Source organism: Marinobacter gudaonensis, assembly GCF_900115175.1.
Lineage (GTDB): Bacteria > Pseudomonadota > Gammaproteobacteria > Pseudomonadales > Oleiphilaceae > Marinobacter > Marinobacter gudaonensis.
The window spans coordinates 938,844-953,818 of record NZ_FOYV01000001.1 but is presented as its reverse complement, the minus strand read 5'-3'; the positions used below and the strand labels follow the sequence as shown (position 1 = coordinate 953,818).

General features: G+C 59.7%; 16 protein-coding genes. 14 read left to right on the top strand and 2 right to left on the bottom strand.

Features of this window, described 5'->3' with window-relative positions:
* The first annotated feature begins 28 nt into the window (after window positions 1-28).
* Together lexA and BM344_RS04340 are read left to right on the top strand one after the other, a co-directional pair.
* Window positions 29-637, top strand: coding sequence for a transcriptional repressor LexA (gene lexA, locus BM344_RS04345; RefSeq protein WP_091986422.1), 609 nt, complete (start codon window positions 29-31; stop codon window positions 635-637).
* A 43-nt stretch (window positions 638-680) separates the two neighbouring features.
* A complete protein-coding gene (locus BM344_RS04340) occupies window positions 681-1,181 on the top strand; it encodes a cell division inhibitor SulA (RefSeq protein WP_091986420.1) in 501 nt (166 codons plus the stop codon).
* Window positions 1,182-1,184: 3 nt separating this feature from the next.
* Here the strand turns inward: BM344_RS04340 and BM344_RS04335 are convergent, their stop codons facing one another.
* Together BM344_RS04335 and BM344_RS04330 are read right to left on the bottom strand one after the other, a co-directional pair.
* Window positions 1,185-1,448 carry a hypothetical protein gene (locus BM344_RS04335; protein ID WP_091986418.1) on the bottom strand — a complete coding sequence of 88 codons (264 nt, stop codon included), beginning with the start codon at window positions 1,446-1,448 and terminating at the stop codon, window positions 1,185-1,187.
* A gap of 51 nt (window positions 1,449-1,499) precedes the next feature.
* Complete coding sequence (locus BM344_RS04330) at window positions 1,500-2,003, bottom strand: DUF6586 family protein (RefSeq protein ID WP_091986416.1); 504 nt, start codon at window positions 2,001-2,003, stop codon at window positions 1,500-1,502.
* A gap of 300 nt (window positions 2,004-2,303) precedes the next feature.
* Between BM344_RS04330 and BM344_RS04325 the strand changes: the two genes are divergently transcribed.
* From BM344_RS04325 to BM344_RS04270, 12 genes are all read left to right on the top strand, one after another.
* Window positions 2,304-3,623: a DUF1329 domain-containing protein gene (locus BM344_RS04325; protein ID WP_228143548.1), complete on the top strand. Its 1,320-nt coding sequence runs from the start codon at window positions 2,304-2,306 to the stop codon at window positions 3,621-3,623.
* Between the two features lie 17 nt (window positions 3,624-3,640).
* Complete coding sequence (locus BM344_RS04320) at window positions 3,641-3,970, top strand: SOS cell division inhibitor (protein WP_091986414.1); 330 nt, start codon at window positions 3,641-3,643, stop codon at window positions 3,968-3,970.
* Window positions 3,971-4,040: 70 nt separating this feature from the next.
* Window positions 4,041-5,492: a sigma-54 dependent transcriptional regulator gene (locus BM344_RS04315; RefSeq protein WP_091986412.1), complete on the top strand. Its 1,452-nt coding sequence runs from the start codon at window positions 4,041-4,043 to the stop codon at window positions 5,490-5,492.
* A gap of 254 nt (window positions 5,493-5,746) precedes the next feature.
* Entirely contained in the window at window positions 5,747-6,985 is a 1,239-nt protein-coding gene (locus tag BM344_RS04310) for a sensor histidine kinase (protein ID WP_091986410.1), read from the top strand.
* Between the two features lie 12 nt (window positions 6,986-6,997).
* Window positions 6,998-8,461 carry a sigma-54-dependent transcriptional regulator gene (locus tag BM344_RS04305; protein WP_091986407.1) on the top strand — a complete coding sequence of 488 codons (1,464 nt, stop codon included), beginning with the start codon at window positions 6,998-7,000 and terminating at the stop codon, window positions 8,459-8,461.
* A 265-nt stretch (window positions 8,462-8,726) separates the two neighbouring features.
* On the top strand, window positions 8,727-9,095 hold the full coding sequence (gene fliE / locus BM344_RS04300) for a flagellar hook-basal body complex protein FliE (RefSeq protein ID WP_091986406.1): 369 nt from the start codon (window positions 8,727-8,729) through the stop codon (window positions 9,093-9,095).
* Between the two features lie 15 nt (window positions 9,096-9,110).
* Window positions 9,111-10,814, top strand: a complete 1,704-nt coding sequence (gene fliF / locus BM344_RS04295; RefSeq protein ID WP_091986403.1) for a flagellar basal-body MS-ring/collar protein FliF — start codon at window positions 9,111-9,113, stop codon at window positions 10,812-10,814.
* Window positions 10,807-11,850 carry a flagellar motor switch protein FliG gene (gene fliG / locus BM344_RS04290; RefSeq protein WP_091986401.1) on the top strand — a complete coding sequence of 348 codons (1,044 nt, stop codon included), beginning with the start codon at window positions 10,807-10,809 and terminating at the stop codon, window positions 11,848-11,850. Before fliF ends, fliG begins: the two co-directional genes overlap by 8 nt.
* On the top strand, window positions 11,850-12,713 hold the full coding sequence (locus tag BM344_RS04285) for a flagellar assembly protein FliH (RefSeq protein WP_091986399.1): 864 nt from the start codon (window positions 11,850-11,852) through the stop codon (window positions 12,711-12,713). Before fliG ends, BM344_RS04285 begins: the two co-directional genes overlap by 1 nt.
* Entirely contained in the window at window positions 12,694-14,091 is a 1,398-nt protein-coding gene (gene fliI / locus BM344_RS04280; protein ID WP_091986396.1) for a flagellar protein export ATPase FliI, read from the top strand. Before BM344_RS04285 ends, fliI begins: the two co-directional genes overlap by 20 nt.
* The gene (fliJ, locus tag BM344_RS04275; protein WP_091986394.1) at window positions 14,091-14,534 is read left to right on the top strand and encodes a flagellar export protein FliJ; all 444 of its coding nucleotides are present in this window, start codon (window positions 14,091-14,093) and stop codon (window positions 14,532-14,534) included. The genes fliI and fliJ overlap by 1 nt, the downstream gene beginning before the upstream one ends.
* 122 nt (window positions 14,535-14,656) lie before the next feature.
* Entirely contained in the window at window positions 14,657-14,962 is a 306-nt protein-coding gene (locus tag BM344_RS04270) for an STAS domain-containing protein (protein WP_091986391.1), read from the top strand.
* The last annotated feature ends 13 nt before the right edge of the window (window positions 14,963-14,975 follow it).

Sequence of the window (14,975 nt, the reverse complement as noted above, 5' to 3'; positions counted from 1 at the left end):
TCAGGCCCTTAGCCAGCGGAGTAGGTCAATGAAGCTCACAGCAAGACAGTCACAGGTACTGGACATTATCCGTCGTTACGTTGATGAGACCGGCTACCCGCCTACCCGCGCCGAAATTGCTTCGGAACTTGGCTTCCGGTCGGCCAACGCGGCAGAGGAGCATCTGAGAGCGCTGGCCCGCAAGGGCGCGATCGAGATGGTGCCCGGGGCAAGTCGCGGTATCCGCCTGCCGGAAGCGGAAGAGGATCTGGGGTTGCCGGTGATCGGTCAGGTCGCCGCTGGTAGCCCGATCCTGGCCCAGGAACACATAGAAGATCACTGCACGCTACAGCCCGAGTTTTTCTCGCCATCCGCCGACTACCTGCTCAGGGTTCGCGGCATGAGCATGAAGAATATCGGGATTCTGGACGGAGATTTGTTGGCGGTGCACAGCACCCAGGATGTCCACAACGGCCAGATCGTGGTCGCCCGGGTTGGTGACGAAGTCACTGTGAAGCGCTTTCGACGCGAGGGCTCCAAGGTCTACCTGATTGCCGAGAACGAGGAATTTGCGCCGATTGAAGTAGACCTGGCCGAACAGGAACTGTTTATCGAAGGGCTCGGCGTGGGTGTTATCCGTCGCTCTGATCTGCACTGAGCGGCTCAGACAACGGCAGAACCATTTGAATAACGGGTGAATTATGGAACAACTCAGCTTCAACCAGAATCTCGCATACCAGCCGAATGCCCTGTCCGGTTCCATATCGGCGAATGCCACTCGCGAGCGACGCACGGTTATTCGTGCCCGGCGGAACCCGGAGTCGGAGGAAGTTACAGGTTCTCAGGCCACTGGTAACGTTACCGAGATCATTCTGCCGCAGGGCCAGGTGGAAAATTTCCAGTTGCTGCTGCCCATGCTTACCCAGCTGAACCAGGAGAAGCGCTGGCTGGCCTGGATCGATCCGCCCCAGGCTCTGGTCAGCAAATGGCAGAAAATGCACGGAATCGTAGCCGGCGAGCTGCTGGTACTCCGATCAACGCCGGAATACCCGGCCCAGGAGCTGGCAGAGAGAGCCCTGAGCGCGGGCACCTGTCACGCTGTCGTAATGTGGACGGGGAAGCTTGGCAGGGCTGCGCTCGAGTCGCTCCAGCAGGCATCGGCCAAGGGAAACAGCCACGGCGTTGTGCTCCGGCAGCGTTGAGCCTCAGTGGAGGGTGTAGGAGGGCTGGGCCTCTTCAACCGCATCCAGCTCATCATCCTCCCAGTCAATATCGTGGGTGACGTTGCCAACCGCCTCGATGCCAGCGGCAATCATGGCCTTGGCAACCGACATGTCCCGATCTTCCATCATTTCGCGGGCTTCCGCAGAGAAAGAGATCTTCACCAGCGGCGCACTATCATCGTCAATGCGGCGCAGCGCGTAATCGCCATTGCTGAGTTGAACAATTTCAAAAAACGACGGTGACATTCATTAAGCCTTTACGTTGTTGAATTCGTGGTGTCCGGGGCAGGTCTGGCTCTACCACTCGCTATGCTGCTCTTCCAGCTCGTTGGTGAACTGCTTGATAGCGGCAAGGGTTTTGAGCATTGCCGAAACTGAGCGATCAGGGCCGGTCTCGGTCGAGATGGCAATGATGTTTTCAGCACTGACCGTTTTCCGTGTGGCCGGCGGCCGGTCCTGCGACATCTCCAGCTGATCCAGGTGGTTCCACCAGCTTCCGGTTGTCTGCTCAAGTTCCCGCAATCGGATGACCTCGCTGGACTCCTTCCCGATCAGTGCGCCCAGTGCTTCGAGCGTATCTGGTTGTCCTGATTTGTCCTGATACAACCTCGCAATCATCACCAACAAAAGCCGGCGGCCCCTTAGCAAAAGCTCAATGGCCCCTTGCAGAGCCGCTTCGCGCTGCAGGGCCTGCTCCGTGCCGGCATCGGCGCCAGCCTCACCTGCGCGCTCAATCTGCCGCAGTAAGGTGCCGGCCAGAAACAGTTTCTGGGAAACGAGTGAATGCCATTGAGAGGCCATGGGATACCTGCGCTATCAGACGCGGATGAACTCCGAAAAAGTTGACTACAGAGCTTACCATTTCTGTCAGCAGATTTCGCCCTTGCCCTCAATTCTGCTTGTACGGTGCCGGGAAAGAAGAGTCCGCCAGATGTGTGTTTCACAATAAAATACAAACGACCACTTGAAACGGTCGTTTGAATTTGGCAAAAAGGGCCACCAGTGTGCGTCGGGAACAAGGTCGCAGCGAACCAACAGCAAGAATTTCTGGAGGCCAGAGTGGTGCGGAGTCACGTTCTAGCGGGTGTTGCAGTATTTTGTATGGGTTTTTCAGGGCAAGTCCTCTCGAAAGTGGCCGCCGCCGAAGCCGAGCGACTGGGTGGAGATCTGACCCCGGTCGGGGCCGAGCGGGCCGGCAATGACGCCGGTACCATTCCCGACTGGACCGGAGGGCTGGCTAAACCCCCGAAGGCCTGGCGCCCGGGGCAGGTTGAAGTAGATCCCTATCCGGAAGACGACGCTTTGTTCGTGATTACGGCCGGCAACCTTGATCTTTATCGTAACAAACTCACGGACGGCCACATTGCCATGCTGGAGAACTACGGCCCGGAGTTTTTCATGCCGGTGTATCAGACTCGACGCAGTGCCGCGTTTCCCGAGCACGTCTATGACAAATTTCGGGAAAACGCTGTCACTGCAGAACTGCTGGACAACGGCAATGGGGTGCGCGACACCATTATGACCAGCCCGTTCCCGATTCCATCCAACGGGCTCGAGGCAATCTGGAACCACATTCTGCGTTATCGCGGTGAGGCCATATCCCTGCGCAGTGCCTCGGCAACCCCGCAGAGGGACGGTTCTTTCAATCCGGTCGTGAATGATTACGACTATTTCTTTGCGTACAGCCAGAAAGGTGCCGAACTGGCAGAGATCGACAACAAGATCTTTTACCTGAAAACCGATACGGTATCGCCATCCGCGCTCGCGGGCACCATAACGCTGGTGCATGAAACTCTGGATCAGGTGCGTTCGCCCCGCCTTGCATGGCGGTACGATTCCGGATCCCGGCGACTCCGCCGGTCGCCCAATCTGGCCTATGAGACCGACCTGCCAAATTCGTCCTCCCTGCGCTCGGTTGACCAGAAGGACATGTACAACGGGGCGCCGAACCAGTACGACTGGGAGCTCAAAGGTAAGCGCGAGATCTACGTACCTTACAACGCCTACCGTCTGCACAGCCCGGAATTCCGCGCCGAAGACGTGATCCGGGCGGGTCACATCAATCAGGAACTGACCCGCTATGAGTTGCATCGGGTCTGGGTGGTTGAAGCGAAGCGCCGCACCGGGATCAGCCATATCTACGATCGTCGGGTGTTCTATATCGATGAGGACAGCTGGCAGATCCTGGCGTCGGAAGAGTACGATGACCAGGGCAATCTCTGGCGGGTGTCCGAGGCCCATAACATCAGCTATTACAGTGAGCCGGTGTTCTGGACTACCATGGAGATGACCTACGACCTCAAGGCGGGGCGTTACTACATCGACGGTCTGGACAATGGATTTCCGGCTTACAACTTCCAGCCGGGTTTCCGGGGCAATGAGTTTACCGCTTCCGCGGCCCGTCGAGCCGCCCGCCGCTGATACTCCGGGAGAAGAGCATGGCAGACCCACAAGCGCATCTGGCGCGGCTTGATGAACTGATGGCGCAACTGGGCCGGGCGCTCGCGGATCAGGACTGGGATGCCATGGCCCGTCTCAATGAACAGGTTAAGCCTGCGGTGGCGCCACTGATGGCCTGCCTGGAGGCGGGAGAGATTGAAGCCGAGCCGGTAAGACTCCGGCTCGAGGAATTGCAGCAGTTTATTGACGCGGCCGACCAGTCGGCCCGCGCGGCGCGTCAGGAGGCCGAAGACGGACTCAAGGGCGTCAACCGCAACCGCAGCGCCGCACGTGCTTACCAGAAGGTTTCGTCTAACCCGTCAAAATAGCGTCATAAAATTGACTCGGCCGTTCTTACAGTCTTAAATACCGCACAAATCCCCCAAGAGTTTGGTTTTAATGTCTAAAAATAACAAAGTGCTGGTGCTAAGCGAGGACGAGTCAAGACGTCGGGATCTGGTAACCATTCTTGAGTTCATTGGTGAGGAGCAAATTCTCGCAGGCGACGAAGCCAAGGCGCTTTTGGGCAGTGGTGATGACGACACTCTCGCTGATATTTCCGTGGCCGTAGTGAACGGCGAGGACGCCGGTGCCGTGGAAAACATCTCGCTGGTTTGTCGGGCCGCTGAAGGTATTCCGCTACTGGTTACCGGTGACCCAAGTCCCAAGGGGCTGCCTGAGGAGGCGGGTGCCCGGATCATCGCCCGCATGGAATGGCCCCTGAACTACACCAAATTTGTGGATTCCCTCTACAGGGCCCAGATCTACCGGGACCAGTTCAGCCGCTCTCGGGAGCGCGGACAGCAGCGTGGTTTGCAATTGTTTCGCAGTCTTGTCGGGACCAGCCGCAAGGTTCAGCAGGTTCGCCAGTTGATGGAGCAGGTGGCCGACAAAGACGTCAGCGTCCTGATCACCGGTGAGTCCGGTACCGGCAAGGAGGTGGTTGCCCGGAACCTGCACTATCACTCCTCCCGCCGCGACAAGCCGTTTGTTCCGGTCAACTGCGGTGCCATTCCTGCCGAGTTGCTGGAAAGTGAACTCTTCGGCCACGAAAAAGGCGCGTTTACCGGCGCGATTACCGCAAGGGTTGGCCGGTTCGAGCTGGCCGAGGGGGGCACCTTGTTTCTTGACGAAATCGGTGACATGCCGCTCAACATGCAGGTCAAGATCCTGCGGGTTCTACAGGAGCGCACCTTCGAGCGGGTGGGCAGTAATCGTACCCAGACAGCCGACGTACGGGTTATTGCGGCCACCCACAAGAATCTCGAGGACATGATTGGAGCCGGTGATTTCCGGGAAGACCTGTACTACCGGCTTAATGTGTTTCCGATCGAAATGCCGGCGCTGCGGGATCGGGTGGAAGACATTCCCCTGTTGATCAACGAACTTATTTCCCGGATGGAAAAGGAAAAACGTGGCTCACTGAGGATGAACTCCGCCGCCATCATGAGCCTTTGCCGGCACGATTGGCCGGGCAACGTTCGCGAGCTGGCCAACCTGGTGGAGCGCCTGGCCATTATGCATCCTTATGGCGTGATCGGGGTCCAGGAACTGCCGAAAAAGTTCCGCTACGTGGATGATTACGATGAGAACCGCCCGGTGGAGGACACTGGCATGCCGTCCGGAATCCCGGGGCTGGTGGGGCTCGACGCGCCGGCCTTGCTGCCGGTAAATGGCATCGACCTCAAGGACTATCTTTCAAATCTGGAAAAGCAGCTGATCCAGCAGGCGCTGGACGAAGCGGGTGGTGTGGTCGCAAGGGCCGCCGAGAAGCTGCGTATCCGCCGGACCACCCTGGTGGAGAAAGTCCGCAAATACGGACTTCGAGAAGAGGAATCCGAACAGCCTTGAGCTCTGTTTGCTGAAAAGCCCTGAGCCCAGTTGAAAAGCCCTCAGTACTGTTGGGGCGGCGTCAAAGGATCGTAAGTTCAGGCGGCGCCCCACGTTCATACCGACGTAAAACCGTCAATTTCCGCCTTTCCCTTTTTCTTTCCTTCTGAAATATAAAGAAAAATTCAACTTGGCACGGTGCTGGCTTACCAACCTGCAAACGAAGTATCCGAACACAGGGTCCGCTGAATCAGGGCCGATCGGGGAGTCAGGTTATGAGTCAGGCACAGTTTCTTTTGCAGTCCCGCGTTGGTGAACAACAGGCCAATGCAGCGGCGGATGTTAACGACAAGGTTACCGCGTTGTTCCCTCAACAGGACGACGAGGCGGTCGATTCCGCCCTGGAACTGTTCAACCGGATGTCTCGCCAGATTACTGATTCCTACCGCACCCTTGAATCCCGGGTAAATCAGCTCTCCGGCGAGCTCAATCAGGAATCCCAGCAGCGCCAGCAGGAGCTGGAAGAAAAGGAACAGCTGGCCGACCGGCTCTCGACCCTGCTCAAGGCCCTGCCGGCCGGTGTGGTGGTTCTGGACAGCCAGGGGGTGGTAACCCAGACCAATCCGGCGGCCATCGCCCTGCTCGGAGAGCCGCTCGACGGCGCTCGCTGGATTGACGTGATCCATCGCTGCTTTGCGCCCCGGCGCGACGATGGTCACGAGGTGTCTCTGAAAGACGGTCGCCGGGTCAGTATCGAGATCCGGACCATGGAAAACCAGCCCGGCCAGTTGATCCTGCTGACAGATCTAACCGAAACCCGTCATCTTCAGGCGCAGTTGGCTCATGCCCAGCGTCTCTCGGCGATGGGCAAGATGGTGGCCTCCCTGGCCCATCAGATTCGCACCCCGTTGTCGGCCGCCATTCTCTACGGCGGCCACCTGAGCGAAGAAGATCTGGACGAGGAGATGCGCCAGCGCTGCGCCTCCCGTCTGATGTCGCGATTGACTCATCTCGAGCAACAGGTACGCGACATGCTTATCTTCGCCCGCGGCGAGACCCGACTGGCGGAAGAGCTGTCTGCGGACCGCTTGGTTCATGCGTTGGCGTCGGCGGTGGAGGGGCTTCGACTGGCTGCCGGTGCCTCCGTGAGCCTGGACAATGCGCTGAGCGGTGATTGCCGTTTGATGTGCAACCGTGACGCGCTCGTCGGCGCGTGTACCAATCTGGTTAATAACAGTCTGGAAGCGGGGGCTACCCGGGTGTCGGTGCAAACCCTGGTGGAGTCCGGTGAACTGGTGATCCGTGTCATCGACAACGGCCCGGGCTTTGCACCGGGCGACGCCGACCGCCTTGTGGAAGCCTTTTACACCACCAAGTCCCACGGAACCGGTCTCGGTCTTGCGGTTGTGCAGGCCGTGATCAAGGCCCATCAGGGCCGCTTTTCCATCGAATCGCCGAAGCAGGGGGGCGCTGTTGCCGCCCTGCGTTTACCGTTACTGCGCAACAGAGATTGATCGGAGGTACCCATGGCCAAGGCCCAGATACTGATCGTTGAGGATGACCGTGACCTGCGGGAAGCGCTGGTAACGACCCTTGAGCTGGCAAAATTCCGCGTTCGCGAGGCGTCAAACGCCAGTGAGGCCCTGGCCCGACTGGCGGAGTCGCCGGTGGATATGGTGGTGAGCGATGTCAACATGCCCGGGTTGTCCGGGCACGAGTTGCTTGCAGAGGTGCAGCGCCTGTACCCGGGCCTGCCGATGATGCTGATTACCGCTTATGGCCAGATCAGTGATGCGGTATCGGCGATGCAGGCGGGAGCTATCGATTATCTGGTAAAGCCCTTTGAACCACGGTTCCTGGTCGATGCCGTCAGCAAGGTGGTGGGTGGCGGAACCCGGAAGGCTGGTGATGAGCCAGTGGCTGAGGACCCGATCAGCAAACGTATGTTCCAGTTGGCGGCAAAGGTGGCAGCCAGCGATTCGACGGTGATGATTTCCGGCGAAAGCGGTACCGGTAAGGAAGTGCTGGCGCGGTATATTCACCAGCAGTCTCCAAGGGCTGATCAACCGTTCGTGGCCATTAACTGCGCAGCAATACCCGAGAATATGCTGGAGGCCATCCTCTTTGGCCATGAAAAGGGCGCCTTTACCGGAGCGGTGTCTTCGTCTCCGGGTAAGTTTGAGCAGGCCAATGGCGGCACGATTCTGCTGGACGAGATATCGGAAATGGACCTGGGGCTCCAGTCAAAGCTGCTGCGGGTGCTGCAGGAGCGGGAAGTGGAGCGGGTGGGTGGTCGCAAGACCATCAGCCTCGATGTGCGGGTGGTGGCGACCACGAACCGGGATCTGGCGGATTACGTGCGCGAAGGCAAATTCCGGGAAGATCTGTATTATCGCCTGACAGTGTTCCCGATGCATTGGCAGCCGTTGCGGGAGCGGCCACTGGATATCATGCCGCTGGCCACCTCTTTGCTCAAACAGCACGCCCGCAAGATGAAACTGACAGGCATCAGCTTTGCTCAGGATGCCCGCTCGGCCCTGATGAATCATCGCTGGCCGGGCAACGTCCGGGAGCTGGACAACGCCATACAGCGGGCGCTGGTGCTGCATCAGGGCAATGTCATTCACGCTGGCGATCTTTGCCTGGAGCTGGGCATTACCGGTCGGCAGGATGGTTACGCATCAGCGCCGACACCGCAACTGGTTTCCAGGCCGGAGTCAACAACTGAGTCGGGCGACGCCGTTCCGGACAACCGGTCTGAGGGTTTGTTCCCAGGCGAGGCGCGTGGGTCTGGCTCCGAGGCGGTATCGCTGGGAGATGATCTGAGGCAGCAAGAGTTCCGTATCATCATCCAGACCCTGCGCAAGGAGCGTGGGCGCCGTAACAGGGCCGCGGAGCAGTTGGGCATCAGCCCCAGGACGCTTCGCTACAAACTGGCCCAGATGCGCGACGCCGGTATCGATCTGGACGCCGAGATGTCCATAGCTTGACCCCCTGCAAAAGAACTCCTTCATTGGCACCCTTCGGGGTGCCGTTTTTTTACCGGACACCCCCGATATGTCCGGCCCCCCCGGAAAGCCTTGTCAAAACTCCGTCATTGGTTCTTGGTGAGTCGAAAATGTCGGCCTCAAGATGCTGATAAATATAAATAAAAGGTTTTTGGCCTGTCGATTGCTTGGGCTTGCTCAACAGAGTCTCGTTTGAGAATTTCCAGAGCAGAGCTGCCCTTGCCGTGGGCAGAGCCAGGAGTGAGATATGGTTCAGCGTGCCGACATCAACAGCGTTTTGTCCGATATCCGGTCCCTGCGTTCACAGATGATGCAGAACCAGCGAATCGAACAGGATCAATCGGTTCGTGGCCGAATTGACGGCCCGCGCCAGACCCAGGAAACGCAGGAAACCCCGAGTTTCAGCGATATGCTGGGAAAGGCAGTCAACAATGTGAACGATCTCCAGAAAACGGCCAGCGATCTTCGCACCGCCTACGACATGGGCGATCCCAACGTGGATATCACCCGGGTGATGATTGCCGCCCAGAAATCCTCTGTTTCCTTCGAGGCACTGACTCAGGTTCGTAACCGGGTGGTCAGGGCCTACGAAGACATTATGAACATGCCGATCTGATAACGGAGCAGAGTGATGGCCAGCGTACCTGCAGAAACCAACGCCTCCAACGTGCCCGCCGCGCGTGAGGGTGACGCGCCGGAGAGCCGGAGCGACCTGTTCCTGGGCTTCAACCGCCTGAATCTCCTGCGCCAGATCGGCCTGATGGTGGGGCTTGCCGCCAGCGTCGCGCTTGGTCTCGCTGTCGTGCTCTGGGCCCAGGAGCCCAATTACCAGCCTGTGGTGGGCGATCTCTCGTCCTATAACCCCCAGGACGTCACCAGTATTCTCGAAAGCAACGGCATTAACTACAAGATGGATCCCCGCACCGGCGCGCTGCTGGTGCCCTCAGAACAGGTCTACAATGCTCGCCTGAAGCTGGCCGCCGAAGGGGTAACAGACCAGAAGACCATGGGTTACGAGTTGCTGGACCAGGAGCGCGGTCTGGGCACCTCCCAGTTTATGGAAACCATCAGCTACCGCCGCGGCCTTGAGGGTGAACTGGCCCGCACCATTGCCAGTATGCGCGGTGTGCGCAATGCCCGGGTGCATCTGGCCATTCCCGAGCGCTCGGTGTTTGTACGCGACGCTCGCGAACCTTCCGCCTCGGTATTTCTGGAAGTGTTTGCCGGCCGCCGCCCGGAGCAGGAGCAGATCAGTGCGATCGTCAATCTGGTGGCCGGCAGCGTGCCCATGATGAGCAAGGACCAGGTGACCGTTGTTGACCAGAACGGCAACCTGCTCACCGGCATGGAAAGCCAGGGTGATGCCGATCGCATGCAGGACCAGTACGAGTACACTGCCAAGGTCGAGGAGCGACTGACCCGTCGGGTGGCGTCCCTGATTGCGCCCATCGTTGGCGATGGTCGCTATCGCGCCGAGGTCTCGGCGGATCTGGACTTCTCATCCGTTGAGCAGGCTGAGGAACTGTTCAACCCGGAACAGCAGGCGGTACGCAGCGAGCGGGAGCTTACCGAGCAGCGAGCGGCCGGTGCACAGGGTGGTATTCCCGGTGCGCTGTCCAACCAGCCACCGGCCAAAGCCACCGTGCCCGAACAGGCCGCCGGTGCCGAAGGTGAGGAGGGAGCAGCACCGCAGCCGGTAAACGTGCGCAGGGAGTCCACTCGCAACTATGAAATGGACCGCACTGTCAGCTATGTGCGCCAGGAACTGGGCCGGATCAAGCGGGTGACCGTTGCCCTGGCTGTGGATGACATGAAAGTGGTGGACCCCCAGACTGGCGAAGTCAGCTATCAACCCTGGCCGGAGCAGGAGCTGCAGCGCCTGAGTATGCTGGTCCGTGACGCCGTGGGCTATTCTGCGGCCCGCGGAGACAGTGTGACCGTCATGAACACGGCCTTTGCGCCCGAGGAGGCGGTGGAATTCGAAGCGCCCGGCTTCTGGGAACAACCCTGGTTCTGGGATCTGATGAAGCAGGTGCTGGCGGGTTTGGTGATTCTGGTGCTGGTGCTTGGTCTGCTGCGCCCGACGCTCAAGAGCCTGTCCGGTGGCGGTCAGAAAGAGCGCGGCCTGGATACCTCCGACGGCGGCTACGGCGGGCTGGACGAGATTGAGGGCGGTGACGAGTTGCGCAAGGCCATGTCGTCTCAGGATGACCTGCTTTTGCCCGGCGCCACGGACAGTTATGATAGACAGCTGAATGCACTGAAAGGGCTGATCGCGGAAGACCCGGCCAGGGTTGCCCAGGTGATGCGCCAGTGGGTGAACGTCGATGACTGAACAAGCCAACCAGCAGGGGGCCGGTACCCCGCAGAAACCCCAGCGGAAGATTCCCCGGGTTGAACAGGCCGCCATCCTGCTGATGTCTCTGGGTGAGGCCGACGCCGCCGAAGTGCTCAAGCACATGGGGCCGAAGGAGGTTCAGCGGGTAGGCGTTGCCATGGCCCAGATGAAGGACGTCAGCAAGGACGACGTGACCTTTGTATTGAACCAGTTCGTGGACGCCGTTGGCGGCCAGACCGGTCTGGGCGTGGGTAACGATGAATACATCCGCGCCATGCTCACCCAGGCCCTGGGCGATGACAAGGCCGCCAGCCTGATTGACCGGATTCTGATCGGTGGCAACACCACCGGTCTGGACACCCTCAAATGGATGGAGCCCCGAGCAGTGGGCGACATCATCCGCTATGAACATCCGCAGATTCAGGCGATCGTGATCTCCTATCTTGATCCGGACCAGGCCGCGGAAATCCTGGCTACCCTCGATGATAAGGTCCGTCTAGACGTAATGATGCGAGTCGCCTCGCTGCAGAGCATCCAGCCACAGGCCCTGCAGGAGCTCAACGATATCCTCGAGAAACAGTTCTCCGGTGGCGCAGCTTCGCAGACCAGCCGGATCGGGGGCGTCAAACGGGCGGCGGACATTATGAACTTCATGGATCGCAGCATTGAGGGCAGCCTGATGGATTCCATCAAGGACATGGATCCAGACCTCGCTAGCACCATCGAGGACCTGATGTTCGTGTTCGACAACCTCAAAGAGGTGGACGATCGGGGTATTCAGGCACTGCTGCGGGAGGTTTCCTCGGAAGTCCTGGTGGTGGCCCTCAAGGGTGCCGACGAGGAAGTGCAGGAGAAAATCTTCAAGAACATGTCCAAGCGTGCCGCGGAATTGCTGCAGGATGATCTGGAGGCCAAGGGGCCGGTCAAGGTCAGCGAAGTGGAAGCAGCCCAGAAGGACATCATCACCATCGCCCGGCGCATGGCCGAGGCCGGAGAGATCTCCCTCGGTGGTGCCGGTGAAGAAATGATGTAATGAAAGACTCCACCCGCGACCGCAACCGGATTCCCAAGGAGCAGCTGACAGCCTATGAGCGCTGGGAGTTGCCGTTACTTGATGAGCGGGGCAACGAAGTGCCCCGCGAGGAAGAGCGCGACGTCAAACCGTTGACGGCCGGTGACATCGAGGAAATCCGCCAGGCGGCCCGCGAGGACGGCTACAACGAGGGCCGCGAACAGGGTTATGAGGCCGGGTTTGCCGAAGGTCGGGAGGCGGGTCACAAGGAGGGGCTGGAGTCTGGCCTTGTGGAAGGCCGCGAGCAGGGCAAGGGCGAGGGCTACGAAGACGCCCGCAAGGAAATAGACAGCAAACTCGATCGACTTGAGCATCTGATGGGAGAACTGGTATTGCCGATCAAGCGCCATGAAGACGAGCTTGAGACGGCGCTGGTAAACCTGACCACGGTGCTGGCGCGGGCCGTAGTGTATCGGGAACTTACTCTGGATTCCTCCCAGATTCAGCAGGTGGTTCGCCGGGCGATGGAGTCCCTGCCGTCGACCGCCGAAAACATCCGGATCCGCGTGAACCCGGAAGATTGCGAACTGGTCCGGGAGGTTGCCGGGCGCCTGGAAGCGTCGGCTGCGGTTGTCGAAGACAGCAGTATTCTGCCCGGTGGTTGTCAGGTGGAAACCCGTCACAGCCTGGTGGATTTCACCGTTGAAAAACGATTCCAGCGGGCAGTCCAGGGCATGCTGGACCAGCAGATGAAAGGCAGCGAAGGCGGAGAAACCGAAGAACTCGACTCCATGATGGAAGATCTGACCGGGTTCCACCGCGACGTTCTGGATTCCGCTGAGCCGGATGCCCCCGGAGACGACGATGACATCGACTCTCGCTGAGCGCCTGAACCGGTTTCAGGACTTTCTTGGTAACGGACCCGAACCCGAATTATCCGGCCGCCTGACCCGCATGGTGGGCCTGACCCTCGAATGCGTGGGTTGCCCCATGGTGGTGGGCGACCGCTGCGTCATATTTGGCCAGAACACCGGAAATGTGGAAGCGGAAGTGGTGGGCTTCGAGGACGACAAGGTCTACCTGATGCCATTGACGGCCATCGAGGGGCTCCGGCCCGGTGCCCGTGTCGTGCCATTGTCTGCGGCGAGCCGGGTGCCCGTGGGCCCGCAACTGCTTGGCCGGGTGGTGGATGGCAGCGGTGAGCCGCTCGATGGCAAGGGGCCGCTCCAGGCCGAAGCCCGGGTATCGCTGACCGGCGATATCATCAACCCCCTGAACCGGGCGCCCGTACGCCAGTCCATGGACGTGGGCATTCGCGCCATCAATGCGCTGATGACCGTAGGGCAGGGCCAGCGGCTTGGCCTGTTTGCCGGCAGTGGCGTGGGCAAGAGCATGCTGCTGGGCATGATGACGCGCTTTACCAATGCCGATATCACCGTTGTGGGTCTGATCGGCGAGCGGGGCCGGGAGGTCAAGGAATTCATCGAGGATATCCTCGGCGACGAGGGCCTGGCGCGTTCTGTAGTTGTGGCGGCGCCGGCCGATGATTCGCCACTGATGCGCCTGCGGGCAGCAATGCTGACCACTCGAATTGCCGAATACTACCGCGATCAGGGCAAGCGGGTACTCCTGCTGATGGACTCCCTGACCCGCTACGCCCAGGCCCAGCGGGAGATTGCTCTGGCGGTTGGCGAACCGCCGGCCACCAAGGGCTATCCGCCCTCGGTGTTTGCCAAGTTGCCGCAACTGGTTGAACGTACCGGCAATGGCCGCCCCGGTGGTGGCTCGATCACCGCTTTTTACACGGTTCTCACCGAGGGTGATGACCAGCAGGATCCCATTGCGGACGCTGCAAGGGCCATTCTCGACGGTCACATCGTGCTGTCCCGGCGCCTGGCAGAGGAAGGACATTATCCCGCCATCGACGTCGAGGCCTCTATCAGCCGAGTCATGCCCCAGGTCACCGAAACCGAGCATTTTTCGCGCGCCCAGCGATTCAAGCAAGTGTATTCCCGCTATCAACAGGCCAGGGACCTTATCTCCGTGGGGGCCTACGTGAAGGGCTCGGATCCGGAAACTGATTTCGCCATTACCCACATAGGCAACATGCGTCAGTTCCTGCAGCAGGGACTGAACGAGAGCGCGCCCCTGGCCGAGAGCATTGAGCAGTTACTTGCGGTGGTGCCAGAACGCCGGTCGCCCGAGCGGCGGCGCTCAGCTGTGCCAAATCCCTCGGGTACCGGCGGCGGAGGTGAGGCCTGATGCTTCGGTCCCGGCGTCTGGAAGTGGTTCTGACCCTCGAGGAGCGAAAGGAGCAGGAAGCCCTCGAGCGTATGGGAGAAGCGAGGAAGCAGGTCGAGCAACAGCGTGAACAGGTTGAGAACCTGCATCGTTACCAGCAGGAATATCGTGACCAGATCCGCAGCAGTCAGCAGGGTGTGGTTCAGGTTACCCGTCTGCAGGCCTGGCAGGCGTTCATCGCACAGCTTGATCAGGTGATTCGCCAGCAGCAGAAGCAACTGGAACAGGCCGAAAAGGTATTCGAGACGCGAAAGAAAGCGTGGCAGGAGGCCTGGGAGCGTCGGCGCGGCATGGAAAAGTACATCGAGAGCTGCCGTCAGCAGGAGCAGCGCGAGCAGGACCTGCGTGAGCAGAAGCTGGCCGACGAAGCGGCCGTTCGGGCCTTTCAACGCCGGCGGCGCTGAAATCCCGATATCGCCGTCGGAAAATGGGTGCAAATCCAGTCAACTCAGCTATCCTTTACCGGTAAGGGAAAGTGGGTGGAAGCCCGCGGGAACATTGCTCTTGATGCCCATGGAGGTTTGGAATGCCGATTCAGACGCGCCGGGATGATAACGGTCAGACCCTTGTTATCAGCATTGAGGGGCGTTTCGATTTCAGCACTCACCAGGCCTTCAGAGATGCCTATGAACACGGTGACTCGACGGTGCAGCACTACGTAGTGGATCTTTCTGAAACCACGTATCTCGACAGTTCGGCCCTTGGCATGCTGCTATTGCTTCGTGACTACGCCGGTGGTGATAGTGCCCGGGTCGTGATTGAAAACTGCAACAGCGACGTCCGGCGAATCCTCTCTATTTCAAATTTCGAGAAGCTGTTTCAGATCCGCTAATGCCAGGCCCCAA

Bases quoted from the DNA above. Each gene is read 5' to 3' on its own strand.
- BM344_RS04335 (WP_091986418.1), bottom strand. From the start codon at position 1,448: ATGTCACCGTCGTTTTTTGAAATTGTTCAACTCAGCAATGGCGATTAC.
- fliG (WP_091986401.1), top strand. From the start codon at position 10,807: ATGACTGAACAAGCCAACCAGCAGGGGGCCGGTACCCCGCAGAAACCC.
- BM344_RS04325 (WP_228143548.1), top strand. From the start codon at position 2,304: ATGGGTTTTTCAGGGCAAGTCCTCTCGAAAGTGGCCGCCGCCGAAGCC.
- BM344_RS04310 (WP_091986410.1), top strand. From the start codon at position 5,747: ATGAGTCAGGCACAGTTTCTTTTGCAGTCCCGCGTTGGTGAACAACAG.
- fliI (WP_091986396.1), top strand. From the start codon at position 12,694: ATGACATCGACTCTCGCTGAGCGCCTGAACCGGTTTCAGGACTTTCTT.
- BM344_RS04305 (WP_091986407.1), top strand. From the start codon at position 6,998: ATGGCCAAGGCCCAGATACTGATCGTTGAGGATGACCGTGACCTGCGG.
- fliE (WP_091986406.1), top strand. From the start codon at position 8,727: ATGGTTCAGCGTGCCGACATCAACAGCGTTTTGTCCGATATCCGGTCC.
- BM344_RS04315 (WP_091986412.1), top strand. From the start codon at position 4,041: ATGTCTAAAAATAACAAAGTGCTGGTGCTAAGCGAGGACGAGTCAAGA.
- fliJ (WP_091986394.1), top strand. From the start codon at position 14,091: ATGCTTCGGTCCCGGCGTCTGGAAGTGGTTCTGACCCTCGAGGAGCGA.
- BM344_RS04285 (WP_091986399.1), top strand. From the start codon at position 11,850: ATGAAAGACTCCACCCGCGACCGCAACCGGATTCCCAAGGAGCAGCTG.
- fliF (WP_091986403.1), top strand. From the start codon at position 9,111: ATGGCCAGCGTACCTGCAGAAACCAACGCCTCCAACGTGCCCGCCGCG.
- lexA (WP_091986422.1), top strand. From the start codon at position 29: ATGAAGCTCACAGCAAGACAGTCACAGGTACTGGACATTATCCGTCGT.
- BM344_RS04270 (WP_091986391.1), top strand. From the start codon at position 14,657: ATGCCGATTCAGACGCGCCGGGATGATAACGGTCAGACCCTTGTTATC.
- BM344_RS04330 (WP_091986416.1), bottom strand. From the start codon at position 2,003: ATGGCCTCTCAATGGCATTCACTCGTTTCCCAGAAACTGTTTCTGGCC.
- BM344_RS04340 (WP_091986420.1), top strand. From the start codon at position 681: ATGGAACAACTCAGCTTCAACCAGAATCTCGCATACCAGCCGAATGCC.
- BM344_RS04320 (WP_091986414.1), top strand. From the start codon at position 3,641: ATGGCAGACCCACAAGCGCATCTGGCGCGGCTTGATGAACTGATGGCG.